9 protein-coding genes and 1 riboswitch are annotated in these 13,908 nt (G+C 30.1%); of the genes, 3 read left to right on the top strand and 6 right to left on the bottom strand.

What is annotated here, in order from left to right:
* Positions 1 to 35: 35 nt before the first annotated feature.
* From KTC92_RS09045 to KTC92_RS09055, 3 genes are all read right to left on the bottom strand, one after another.
* Positions 36 to 2,063, bottom strand: a complete 2,028-nt coding sequence (locus tag KTC92_RS09045) for a sigma 54-interacting transcriptional regulator (protein WP_220286455.1) — start codon at positions 2,061 to 2,063, stop codon at positions 36 to 38.
* 174 nt (positions 2,064 to 2,237) lie between these two features.
* Positions 2,238 to 2,972, bottom strand: a complete 735-nt coding sequence (locus KTC92_RS09050) for a polysaccharide deacetylase family protein (protein WP_258280751.1) — start codon at positions 2,970 to 2,972, stop codon at positions 2,238 to 2,240.
* A gap of 204 nt (positions 2,973 to 3,176) precedes the next feature.
* On the bottom strand, positions 3,177 to 4,535 hold the full coding sequence (locus KTC92_RS09055; protein WP_220286456.1) for an MATE family efflux transporter: 1,359 nt from the start codon (positions 4,533 to 4,535) through the stop codon (positions 3,177 to 3,179).
* A 187-nt stretch (positions 4,536 to 4,722) separates the two neighbouring features.
* Here KTC92_RS09055 and KTC92_RS09060 point away from each other — a divergent pair, with 187 nt between their 5' ends.
* Positions 4,723 to 5,943 (top strand): amidase domain-containing protein, encoded by a 1,221-nt coding sequence (locus KTC92_RS09060; protein WP_220286457.1) that lies wholly within the window; start codon positions 4,723 to 4,725, stop codon positions 5,941 to 5,943.
* Between the two features lie 281 nt (positions 5,944 to 6,224).
* Here KTC92_RS09060 and KTC92_RS09065 read toward each other — a convergent pair whose 3' ends face one another.
* Positions 6,225 to 7,541: a nitrate/sulfonate/bicarbonate ABC transporter ATP-binding protein gene (locus KTC92_RS09065; protein WP_216302705.1), complete on the bottom strand. Its 1,317-nt coding sequence runs from the start codon at positions 7,539 to 7,541 to the stop codon at positions 6,225 to 6,227.
* 23 nt (positions 7,542 to 7,564) lie between these two features.
* Positions 7,565 to 9,283 (bottom strand): ABC transporter permease subunit, encoded by a 1,719-nt coding sequence (locus tag KTC92_RS09070; RefSeq protein WP_220286458.1) that lies wholly within the window; start codon positions 9,281 to 9,283, stop codon positions 7,565 to 7,567.
* A gap of 427 nt (positions 9,284 to 9,710) precedes the next feature.
* Positions 9,711 to 9,900: riboswitch (M-box (ykoK) riboswitch) on the bottom strand.
* Positions 9,901 to 10,413: 513 nt separating this feature from the next.
* Between KTC92_RS09070 and KTC92_RS09075 the strand changes: the two genes are divergently transcribed.
* On the top strand, positions 10,414 to 12,918 hold the full coding sequence (locus KTC92_RS09075; RefSeq protein ID WP_220286459.1) for a cation-translocating P-type ATPase: 2,505 nt from the start codon (positions 10,414 to 10,416) through the stop codon (positions 12,916 to 12,918).
* A 107-nt stretch (positions 12,919 to 13,025) separates the two neighbouring features.
* Here the strand turns inward: KTC92_RS09075 and KTC92_RS09080 are convergent, their stop codons facing one another.
* On the bottom strand, positions 13,026 to 13,190 hold the full coding sequence (locus KTC92_RS09080; protein ID WP_165413014.1) for a zinc-ribbon domain-containing protein: 165 nt from the start codon (positions 13,188 to 13,190) through the stop codon (positions 13,026 to 13,028).
* A 340-nt stretch (positions 13,191 to 13,530) separates the two neighbouring features.
* On the opposite strand from KTC92_RS09080, the gene KTC92_RS09085 reads away from it, so the two are divergent.
* On the top strand, positions 13,531 to 13,908 hold the full coding sequence (locus KTC92_RS09085) for a GntR family transcriptional regulator (RefSeq protein ID WP_216302702.1): 378 nt from the start codon (positions 13,531 to 13,533) through the stop codon (positions 13,906 to 13,908).

The raw sequence follows: 13,908 nt of genomic DNA on the forward strand, positions 1-13,908 counted from the left end.
TAATATATCTTTAAATTATCATATTAAATTTTATTTTATTTTTGTAATACTACTTTTTCACCTAACTCTGTAAGGCATGTACCTTTTTTCCCTTTACCTTTTACAATTAAGCCCTTTCTTTCTAACCTTTCTAATCTAGTTCTAACCATTGATTCGCTCATATTAAAGTTATTTTTTTTACTTTCTTCTGAAATAATCTTTCTTCCTACAATTATTCTTTCATTACTCAATTTATGTACCTGCATTAGTATATACTTAAGTTCCCTATCTAAATAATCAATAGTTAAACATGAACTTTCATTAATTTTAGTATCATAATTTTGAAAGAAACTTATATCTGGCAGTTCATTTAATGTTATAGTATCACTATCTCTTATAGCAAGCATATAGTTTATTGTATTTCTAAGTTCGCGTACATTCCCGTACCAATCATATTTTTTTAGTATTTCAATTACATCACATTCAATTTTAATCTCTTGTCTACTTTCCATGTTTAGGAAACATTTCAATAGCGGTTCTATATCCTCTTTACGATCACGTAGAGGGGGGATTTTAAGGTATCCTATTTTTAATCTGTAATATAAATCTTTTCTAAATTGGCCTTCTTCTATCATTTTAAACAGATCTCTATTAGTGGCTACTATTATATTAACATCTACAGGTATTATGCCATTACCGCCTATCCTCATAACTTCTTTCTCTTGAAGCACTCTGAGTAATCTTATTTGAACTTTTAATGAAATATCTCCTATCTCATCCAAAAAAATAGTCCCCCCATTTGCTTGCTCAAATAAACCGGGTTTTCCACCCTTTTTTGCACCTGTAAATGCTCCATCTTCATACCCAAATAATTCACTTTCAATAAGCTCATCAGGTAATGAACTACAATTTACGGCGAGAAACGGTTCTTTTCTCCGTCTTGAGCTTTTATGTAGAGCACTAGCAAAAAGTTCTTTTCCCGTACCATTCTCTCCTTCAATTAATATAGTTAAATCTGTTTTTGCTAATTTTCTTGCTATGTTTTTTGTTTTTTGCATATTTGAATTATCACTTATAATATCATCAAAGGAATATTTAGCAACCAATCCTTTTGTTATAAGATTTTTTTCCTTGTTATCATTTGTTGTATCATAGTACTTCTTAAATACTGCTACTGTATAATCATTATCATCAATTTGAAATTTATTAACCGATATATCTATCCCCTCTAAATTAAACCCTTTTTCACCAAATTCTGTATTATCCATAAGATATTCTAAAAGTTTTTTATTATATACCACATTTTTGAGTCTTTTACCTACTAATTTATTACTATTTATTTTTAAACTGCATTTTAGGTCTTCATTTAATACATTTATTATTCCATTTTTATCATATACAATTAACCCTTGATGAAGTCCATCAATAACATAATTAAGATGTGAATTCATCTTGATTATTTTATTATTATATTTACCTAATTTTTCTGCAATGCTAATTATTTTGAAAAGATAATTTTGAGAAAATACAAACGATTTTTTTTCTAATAGATCTAGCTTAACTAAAATTTTTATTATAGTAGTAGGATCCATTATTCTTGGTCCTATATCATATTTTTTTTCTATAAAACCAGGAATTTTATCTGTCTCCCCTGGAGTTATAGCGATTTTTATTCTTTCATTAATTTCTAAGATTCCTGGATAATATGGTGCGCATTTAATGTGGTCAATACCCAATTCCTTAAATATTTCTATCGTTTCATATGTACTTTCTTTTAAATCATTCACTAAGAGCACTTCGGTATTTTCCGGTATTAAGAATATTTCATCAATATGGTCATAATTTATAGTTCTCTTTGCAATAATGATATCACATTTAGTATTTAACAAACCCTTTTCAATTAACTCCCGCTTAACAATTTCGCCTGAAAGAATTACCAAATCATTTTCTATAATGTCATGAATTTTGTTATTTTCTATAGCATAGCTTTTTACATATTTGATATCTATGTATTCTTCAAGTTGCTTTAACAAAGCTATTTTTGTAGATTCAGAGCCTGCGACTAAACTTATACCTCTAATCATATGTATTCCCCCAATATGTATTAAATAATATATATCATATTATACACTACTTTATAAACAATCTAGTATTCCATAATATAAAGCTTAAATATCAATTTGAAAAAATCGAAATTTAAGCTTATATTACAGCTATTTCGTTGTTTGATAATATTATTTAATTAATCTATTTACATATTACTTTTTAATAGGAAAATAATTTTCAGGGGTTTCATCATTAATAACTTTAAATTCATATCCATTATCTTTATAGAACTTTATAACCCTAGGTAGTGCCTTACATGTGTTTTTATGCATATAATCACAATGCATAAGCAATATTATAGGATGCTTTGTAACGGTATTTTTCGTAGCTTCTGTATACATCTTATTAGCGGGAGCTTTAGCATTTATTCCATCAGACATAGTAGCATTCCAATCATATACTTTAAAATTATAGCTATGAAGTTGTTCTAAAAAAGCCTTAGTTAAATGTTTACTACTACCAGACGGAAATCTTATTATTGTTGGATTAGTTCCTATAAGTTCATTAATTTCTTTCTGAGTTTGTAACATTTCAGATATAAACCCTTTTCTACTGGGGTATATATTCTTATATTCATGCGTATAAGAATGCAGACCTATATTATGCCCTTCATTATATATTCTTTTTACTATAGCTTCTTGACCTTTAATTTGATTTCCTATAAGAAAAAAAGTAGCCTTTACATTATTCTCTTTAAGTATATCCAAAACTTTATCTGTCATAACACTAGGTCCATCATCAAAGGTTAAATATATAATTTTTTCATCTTTACTATTTGCTATAGAATATCCTGATGCTCTTTGACTACCTAATAAACAAGAATTAACAGATAAATAAAATATCCCAAGGGATAAAACTATAAATCTAATTAAACATTTCTTTTTCACATTATTTCCTCCTTAAATTTAATAAAACATATATTGTTCATTAAATTTATTTTACCCTAAGTAATCTATATAATAAGTGGAACTTACTGTATTGTCCTAAAAAAATTGTGTTATCTTAACTTATTGTATACATAACATATAATAAATTAGGTATACTAATTACTATAATTAAATTCCATATGTATAGCAATCATAATTTATGTTTTATATTATCCTTGTAGACCTTTTCGGTAATTTACTAAATTTGTATTTAAAGAGGCAAAACATGAGCAATGCATCAATTCCCCATTGCACCGCAGTAATCCACCATACCGCTGTAATTGGGTATTTTAAAATATAAATAATATAAAATGTTAATGGTAATCTAATAATCCAACTTGTAAAACAACAAATAAAAAATGGGCTTTTAACGTCTCCTAACCCCTTTAATGCACCAGCAAAGACTACCGATATACCTATAAACGGTTGCTCTACTGCTCCGATGGCAAGACATTTCCCTGCTAAATAAGCAACCCTCTTTTCATTTTCATTTACAAAAAACTTTACCAGAATGTTGGACATAAATAAGAATATTATTGCAAATATGCTCATCATAAATACAGCATAAAAAACACAATTATACGCAGTTATTTTTGCTTTTTTATAATCTTTTTTCCCTATATTAAGTCCTACTAAAGTAATAACTGCGATTCCAAATCCAGTACTGGGCATAACTGAAATTCCTTCTATCATATTAGCTATTTCATCCGCTGCATAGGAAACGCTTCCAGAATGAATTATAATGGCAACACATATCAATTTGCTTATGCTAAAAACTGTTTCTTCCAATGAACAAGGAATGGCGAGTGCTAATATTTTTTTGACATCTCTAAAAGTAATACTGAAAATAAAAAAGGGTTTAAACCTAATTTTAGACTTAAAAACAGTATAGTAAAAGGACAAAATAAAACCACCTAAATAAGCAATTATAGAAGCTATAGCCAACCCTTCTATCCCCCTTGCTTTAAATCCAATACCAAAAATTAATAAGTAATTAAAAATCATTTTAAAGGAAATTACAATTAAGGAGCATATGAATGGTATAAAAGTGTTTCCGTATCCTATTAAAATAGAATTTAAAAGCCTCATGTTCATACAAAAAAACATAGCTATAGAGTTAACTTTTATAAATGAATATCCTATTTCTAAAATTCTATTTCTAGCTCCAAGTATATAAAGAAGCTCTTTTCCAAAATTAAAAATAAAAATTGTAATAATTAAACAAAATATAACACCTAAAATTAATCCTATTGCTGCGAATTTTTCAGCGGTTTTATACTGCTTTGCACCTACCAGTCTAGAAACTAGTGAAACAATACTTATACAAAAACCTCCTGAAACAAATATTCCTATAAATGCATTTGTTAAATTATTACTTAATCCCACAGCACTTACTGCTACATTCCCGCCATATTTGCCAATCATCATCAAATCAAAAATGGACATTAATGTATATACTGTTATCTCCGCAACTACAGGTAAAGAAATATTAAGGACTTCATTTGTTGTATCCCTATATGCCATACATAATCTACCTCACAAAAATTAATTGCCATTATAAAGTATATTAGCTAACTCTGTTTTGATGAATAATTCTTCGACATTTAACAATAATTTATTTTTAAATTTTGCAAGAAATCTTAATAATGTGGAATACTAAATTGGTACTTATTTTATTATTGATTTAAATAGATTGGAGGTGTATCAATTCATGAGAAAAAGCACTAACCGAATTCGTATTTCTATTATTATTTTTCCACTTATTTTATTGTTGTGTTTATTTTACTATAAACCAGATACTTTTTATATAAATAAAGACACTGCTATTCCTACAATAGCTTTAATAGATTCTGATAAAACTGAAGTTACAAAAGCACTCGAAGATATTTATAAAGAACGTTGCTCCATGTTTATTACTAAAGATCTTACTAATCTCCCTAATTATTTTGATACCTCTCAAAAACTTGGGAAATGGAGTTTAGAACATGAAGTAAAAAGATTAAGTTATTTTAATGATTGGTCAAGTCAAAGAGATATGAATTTTATAAAAGTTGAATCTACCCCCAAAGTTAGAAAAATAACTAGTACCAAAAGAGGCCTTCGCTTATTAGTGGATGAATATTACAAATTTCAGTATTCTTATAAAAATGATATAGCACCCACTACAAATGTTTTTGGAGTAGGATTAACACACTCTATTGAATTAATCAAAAAAGAAGGGAAATGGGTAGTTTATTCCGATTGGTATTTAGATTGCTTTGAAGATGCATTAAAATCTTATTTAGGTGAAATAAAAGACGTTAAACTTAATGCTAATAAACAGCCTATTTATAAGCTGGATAATTGCCCTAAAATGTCATCTGAATTAAAAGTTATTACCAAAGGTCATTATGACAAAATAAATGCTGTTAAATACGCAGATAAATACTGTGGAATACCATGGGCAAGTGGAAATTCAACAAAATATAATAAAAGGTACACAAACTATACCGGTATTGGTGGAAATTGCACAAATTATGTATCTCAATCAATGGGAGATAAAGAGGGTGGTGGCCTAAAATTTGATGGCACTTGGAACTGTACTTACAAAAAATATGACGGAGCCGACGGAAGCTCGGCATGGGTTAATGCTGATGCCTTTAAAAATTATTTGCTTTATAGTGGCAGAGGAAAACTACTAGGAAAAGGGACATTTAAGGAATTAATTTCTCCCATTCCTGGTTATCCATGTGGTGCAGTACAAAAATTAGATATAGGCGATCTTATATGTTATGCTAAAGGTAGCGATATAGATCATTTTGCTATGGTTACCGGTTTTGATTCTCATGGTTATCCTCTTGTTAATACTCACACTATTGATAGATATCATGTACCTTGGGATTTAGGTTGGGGCGATAAAAATATTAATTTCTACTTAATACATGTCAAATAGTTTTAAACTCATATTCATTATTTTTATAAAAATCACACCCCATTTAACGGACATAACTAAAAAAAGTTGTAGGATCCATTTGATGGGGTGTTTTTATATGTTATAGTAATTTATACAGTTAATTGAAATATCCTTGTTTTTTCCCCTTTCGTTAGATTAAAAATAGATTGAAAAGTCTTAAATTTATGATAGTTTATAACAAAAAACACCTACATAACAGATAAATCTGAAATCTAGATGTTTAATATAATATTTATTTTTTTCCTGGTGTGAATTTAATACTAATTGATATAACCGTTATTATCCTCATTTTCTAAAAATAATTCTTCAGAGTCATGATCGTAATTAAATACCTCTGCATACCTACCCCAATCAATTATTGAGCCCATTGTATTTTCTACTTCATAAGTTGAAAAATGCTGCATAAATAGTTCCTTAAAAAATTCTTCTTTCATAGTCTTATTTCTCTTACTATTTAACACATTTTCAATAACCCTAAAAGTTGAAATATTTTTAATCTGATTTTTAAATATAGTTTTACTATCTTCTATATCAGCTTCAACGAATTCTTTTCCAAGCGTCGTAATAATTATATCACCCTCTTTTATCTCTGCGAAATTAAGCATACATGTACCCTCAATATTTGGAAGTAAATCATCACTCTCCATCATTAAATCACGTCCAAGCTGATAGATATCCATTTTGCCATCATTATCGTCAATAAGCTCAAGAAGACCTGACATAACTCCTATAGGAGCTTTCGGTATTAGAACAGGTTTTTCTTTATTTTCATTAATAGCTTCAGTTACTTCTTTGTCTTCAATCTTTTCTTCCAATTTCCCACTGGTCAAAACCTTATAGATGTTATCTACAATACTTTCAAACTCGGGAGACTTCCTATTTCTAGGGTGAGGAAGGTCTACCTTTAATTCTGCAATTACCCTTGCAGGATTTTTGCTTAATATTATTATTTTATTAGCCATAAGTACTGCTTCTTCAATATTGTGAGTAATCATTATCACACTTTTCATTGGCATTCTTTTATCAGTCCATAAATCTATAAGCTCAGTTCTTAAATTTTCAGCGGTTAAAAAATCTAGTGCAGAAAAAGGTTCGTCCAAACATAGAAGTTTAGGTTCAACGGCGAGCGCCCTAGCAAATCCAACCCTTTGCCTCATACCACCTGATAATTCTTTAGGATATGCCTCTTCAAATCCATCTAGTCCTATAAGATTTATTAAATCTTCTGCTTTCTCTCTTGTATATTCTTTAGGAAACCCTTTAGCTTTAAGCCCAAGTTCTACATTTTCAAGTACAGTTAGCCATGGATATAAAGCAAATGTTTGAAATACTATAGATGCGTAGGGGTTAACGCCGTTAACTCTTTTTCCATCAAATAAAACTTCACCTTTATCAGGCTGAATTAGACCTGTTACTATTCTTAATATAGTTGATTTACCAGATCCAGATGGTCCGAGTATCCCAACAAAATCGCCTTCATTAATATCTATATTTATATTTTCAATTGTAGGCTTATCTGAACCTCCATAATATTTAGTTATTCCGCTTACTTTAATAAACTCTTTTACCTTTGCCATTACTAACACCTCTTTCTATCTTACTATAGTTCAATTTTATACTTCACTTCTGCTAAATTATACAATGGTTTCCAAATCAACTTATTGAATGTAACTACCACTATACACATAACGATTGTGCTAAGAATAAGCATTGGAAAATCCCCACTATTACTTGCATCTGATATTAATGCGCCAATTCCTATAGTGCTAAATGTCTCTTTCCCAAAATTTACATATTCAGATACTATAGTGGCATTCCAGCATCCACCTGTAGCTGTAATCATTCCAGTTATGAGATAGGGAAATATTGCTGGTAGTATTAGTATCTTCCACTTTTTAAAGCCTTTAAGTCCAAAAGTCTTACTAGCTGCTACCAAATCCTCTGGTATTGCCATTGCTCCTGCAATTACATTAAACAATATATACCATTGCGTTCCCATTAACATCAGAAAGACTGATGCTATACTTAATCCTCCAACAGCATTCATAAATAATCCCAATACTACAGGAAATAGTGCAGTAGCTGGAACCGATGCTATAACTTGGATAATCGGTTGAAATATATTTGCTAGCTTTTTATTCATTCCTATAGCAACTCCAACTGGTACTGTCCATAAAAGTGCTATAACTTGTGCAGCAAGTACTCTTAATAGTGATGCTCCTACTGCTGGAATAAACTTGCTTAATTCATTAAGAGAAACCGTAGATACAAGTTTTAACGCGTTAAATAACGAATAACAAAGTAAAATAATTATTATAATTCGTACTATTATGCTTATAAACTTCCCTAAAATACTAACCCTCGAATATTTGCTACTACTAAATCTGCCTATTAAATTATCAATAATATTATTAGCAAAAAATTTAATTTTACTAAATACCTTTTCTGATAGAAATTCAATAATCACTGAACGTCTTATCATTGTAAGAATGAAGGAGTGGGATTTTTCATCATTCCCAGTAAGCTCTACTTTGAATTTATCAGCCCATACAATTACAGGCTTCCAAACCAATTCGTTTAGCAGTACAATCACTAGTACTAATGTAATTATTCCCCACAAGAGTGCTTTTTCATCTCCCTCATTAGCTGCTGTTTGAAGATAAGATCCTAAACCCTCAAGTCTAAAATTTCTATCCTTTATGGTAAACATTTCACACGCCATTAGAAAGAACCAACCACCAGCCCAAGACATCATGCTATTCCAAACAAGACCTATAGCTGAAAATGGAAGTTCCATGGTTTTAAATTGTTGCCATTTACTTAATTGAAAAACTTCAGTTGCTTCTTTTAAATCTCTTGGAATATTCTTAATTGAATGATAAAAGCTGAAGGTCATATTCCATGCCTGCCCAGTAAAAATCAAAATAATTGAAGCAATTTCAATTCCTATGTTATTATTAGGGAATACTGCAACTAATCCCAAAACAACAGCTGGCAAGAATGAAAGTACAGGAATTGATTGCAAAATATCAAGTATAGGTACCAGAACCTTCTCTGCCTTTTCATTATGGGCAGCCATATATCCGTATATAAATGTAAATATTAATGATAAAATATATGCTGCCGTCATTCTTCCAACTGACTTAAGAGCATAAATTGGAAGCTTTGATAAACTCGTTGAAATCACTACACTTTGACCAGTTGAAGTATGGTTAATACTTGGTGACACCAAAATATACAATACTGCTATTATTGATGCAAATATTATAATGTCAAATAGTCCAAATTTTCTTTTAATAAAACTTACTGTATGTTTCATTTTAAAACCTCCTATGATTTGTATTATGAATTAAAATTAACACATCTCATAGTAATCTAAATAAACTTAATTAGTTAAATCATCGTCTTCGATGCTGCAACCTTATATTTCTACCATAACTAATACATATTTAATAAAACATATCTATCAAATAGCGATTGGCTATGGTAATGATATAAAATTCATTAAATTTGTTTATTAAATTACTATCCGCAGGGCCATCATCCATGTCAATCACCTCCTTAAATCATCTTCTGCGAAGCTGCAATATCAATGACTTCAGAAGGATATTTAGACTCCCACTGAAGTTTTTTCTTTGTTATAGTATGCAACTTCCACTTATAGACGTGGGAGACTTTCCTTCTAAAATATCATAAAATAAAAAATCTCTCCACAACAAGTGAAGAGATTCAATACGAATCAAATAATACCTTCTCCACTCGTTGAGTTTTAGCACTGTAAAGCGTAGAACATAATCATTCATATTATCTATGAATGTTGTCAGCTACATTAAGTAAAACCTTAATCCGGTAGTACCTGCTGACCCATTGGCGTCTCTCGACATTTCTGGGCAGTAGCATATTTCTATACAGTAACCTCACCTAACAAGAATATAAAATTGTTATTCTCAATTAGTTTTAGTCTATATTTTTATAATATGCGTAAAACTAAAGTATGTCAATGATATTTTCAATAGTTTTTAATTGTTGTTATCAATTAGAAACCATTATTAATATCTCACACAGATACTTTATATCTTTAATTTAATAAAATAAACCATAGTATTATTTTATCCAGTTTTTTTAATATCATTCACTACAGTTTCGTCTTATTAATCAAAATTTTCACCTTACTACTACTGTAGATATATTATGAAGCTCTGTAGTTATAGCATATCAAAAAAACAGCATCATAAAAATAGGTATCGTTTCTCCTATCCACTTGTTTATTAACAATTAACAACATATATTAATGCATATTATTCACAATTAATTCTCATTAATATCTGCATATAATTCTCAATTGATAATATATATTTATATTATTTTTTTTGAGACCTTTAACATTTCTACATTCATAACATATAGTAGTTAGTATATGTATTATTAATTGATAATGAGGTGTAATAAGTGAAAGATAATTCATTAAAAGGTTTGAGTAAGATCGAGGTAAAAACTCTTAGAGAAAAATATGGTTTTAATGAGCTTTTGAAAGTTAAAAAGTCTAATCCCATAATAAAATTTTTAAGTGTATTCAAAGAGCCTATGTTTTTATTATTAGCAGGAGCCTCAACTTTATATTTTATTTTAGGTGAACCAAGAGAAGGTAGTATAATGCTTATTTTTGTTATTTTTGTTGCTACTATAACCTTCGTTCAGGAATGGAAAACCGAAAAAACTATGGATGCTTTAAAAGATTTGACGGCACCCCATGTTATAGCCCTTAGGGATGAAAAAAAACAAGTAATTAAAAGCTGCGAACTTGTGCCTTCTGATATAATTTTTTTATCAGAAGGAGATCGTATTCCAGCAGATTGTGAAGTAATACAGGAATCAAACTTTTCAGTGGATGAATCTTCTCTAACTGGAGAAAGCGAACCTGTATATAAGCTACCCACCGGAGCTATAGATTCCTCTAAGGAATACTGGAAACAGGATTATTTATATGCAGGTACTTTGTCTAATTTCGGGAAATGCACTGCTAGAGTAAGGACAATAGGCTTTGAAACGGAATATGGAAAAATAGGAAAAGCTATAAATGAAACAAATCAGGAACCCTCTCCTCTTCAAAAGAAAGTATCTAATTTAGTAAAAACATTAGCTATTGCTGGCTTTATTTTATGCATTATAGTAATAAGTTTTTCCTATATGCATACTGGTGAATTTGTTGAGAGTATACTCGCAGGTATAACCTTGGCTATGGCCATTATTCCAGAAGAGTTCCCCGTAGTACTTACAATCTTCTTATCCCTAGGCGCATTTAGGTTAGCTAAAAAGAACACCTTAATTCGCAGTATACCCGCTGTGGAAACTTTAGGTTCCACCACCGTTCTTTGCGTAGATAAAACAGGAACAATCACACAAAATATTATGAGGGTAAAAACTATATATAACAATGAATTTATAGACCCAGATAAACTTCTGGATAAAGATTTAGCTAAGCTTTTAGTTTTAGCTTGCGAAAAAGATCCCTACGATCCTATGGAAAAAGCGATAGTTGCAGCTGGCACTGATAAAATAGACATAAATGAGCTTTACAATATTGAGTTAGCTAAAAAATATGCTTTTGATCCTAAAACCAAAAGAATGGCGAACATTTACAAAGAAAATGATACCTATTATATAGCAGCTAAAGGTTCCCCAGAAACTATATTGCCACTATGTAATCTAAGTCCAAATGAAGAACCCAAAATTTTAAATATTATTGATGATATGGCTATCACCGGGTTAAGAGTTATTGTACTGGCTGATTTAGTAACTTGTACCCTTAAAGATAATTTAGAGCAGTATAGATTATGTTTTAAGGGATTAATCGGACTTCAAGATCCACCGAAAGAAGGCGTACAGGATGCTATAAATATATGCAAAAAAGCTGGAGTAAGGGTAATGATGATAACTGGAGATTATTCTAAAACAGCTATAGCCATAGGACATGAGATAGGTCTTAATTTTAATAACTCTGCTATTACTGGAGATGAAATTGATGCTATGACCGACTATGAACTTTGCGAGGCAGTGAAGCATTGTGATATTTTCTCAAGAGTAATTCCAGAACATAAAATGAAGATAGTTAAGGCACTTAAAAAGAACGGTGAAATTGTTGCAATGACTGGTGATGGCGTAAACGATGCCCCAGCTCTAAAAAATGCTAATATAGGTATTGCAATGGGAAAAAGAGGAACAGAGGTTGCGAAAGAAGCTGCCGATATGATTCTAATGGATGATAATTTTACAACTATAGTTCACTCCATAGAAGATGGAAGAAGGGTTTTTGATAACATTCGTAAAGCTATGGTATATATAATGATAATTCACATTCCTATTATGGCCTTAGCGTTATTTTCACCTGTTTTTAACTTACCACAAATATTACTACCTGTTCATATTGTTCTTTTAGAGTTAATTTTGGATCCAACCTGCTCTATAGTTTTTGAAGGTGAACCAGCAGAAGATTATATAATGGATCAGCCCCCACGCTTGCCTGATGAACCTCTACTAACGAGAGCATTAACAAAAAAAGTTTTATTACAGGGTACAACAATGTTTTTAGCAGCATTTTTACCTTTCCACTATATGGTTGACTCAGGTCTAAGTGCAGACTATGCAAGAACTTTTTCTTTAATGAGCCTGATAGTCGGAAATGTAATTTTAGTCTTAGTTAATAGATCCAACACTAAGTATCTATTTAGTATTTTTAAGGAAAAAGGTAGCAAAGCTAGACTTTACATTAATAGCTTAGCCTTAATGATGTTATTTTCAATAGTGTATATTCCAGCTGCTCATCCTATTTTTAAAACTGTAGCGCTGAATTTTAAAACCGCTATACTAGCCTGCATCCTTGGTGCTGCTTCTACTGGTTGGTGGGAAATTGTTAAGTTTTATAATAATCCAAAGAACATAAAATTAAAAAATTAAAAAAATGCCCTTTCCTAATTAGGATAACTACTGATAGTCTCCCAATTGCCTTCAAAAAAAACAAACCCTATAGGTTTAATCCTATAGGGTTTATATTACTTTTTTTACTAGTTTCTGAATCCTCTGTCATTTTGTTGTTTTCTTGCTCTTCTGCAATCAACACATCTTTGAGGTTCATTGTCGAATCCTTTTTCTTTGTAGAATTCTTGTTCGCCTTCAGTGAATACGAAATCTTTACCACAGTCTTTACATACTAAAGTTTTATCTGCCATTTTAAACATTCCTCCTTTTTCAAATATTAAGATCTAACAATCGATTAACAATTATATTCTAAAAAGAGGATATGTTGTTATCTAGTTTAGTCTCAGTAATAACTGGCGTTAACCAGTTAATATAAATGTATTTTACCATACATATAAGTGAATAACAATACATTTTTGATTGTTCGCGATGAATTTTGTACTTATCCTATACGATTATAAATAATTTAATTTTATATTTACACCTTTACAATGTAATATTTATCCTCTATACTATATCTGTATTGCGTTCAATAATACAGTTGACACACTAGGATTATACATTCAAAATAAAAAAGAAAGGAGGAATAAGATGTTTGAATTAGATTTAAGAAGTCGTCTGCCCCTTTACGAACAACTAGTAGAAAAGCTTAAGCAGCTTATAATTAGTGAAATATTGAAGCCTAATCAGCAACTACCTTCAGTGCGCACTATTTCAATGGAGCTTACTATGAACCCCAATACTATTCAAAAAGCGTATAAGGAACTAGAAATACAAGGATATATTCACTCCATAAAAGGAAAAGGCAGTTTCGTTACTCCCTCCGCAAAAGTAGCAGATTCTGAAAACCTAAAGAAAATAGAAAATGAATTAACAAAAATACTGTCTGAGGCGATGTATATGGGGATGACAAAAGAATATATTTTAAAAATAATTTCACAAATACAAACTAATAAGAAGGAGGAATAA

This window comes from Clostridium sp. CM027, from assembly GCF_024730565.1.
GTDB lineage: Bacteria > Bacillota > Clostridia > Clostridiales > Clostridiaceae > Clostridium_AD > Clostridium_AD estertheticum_B.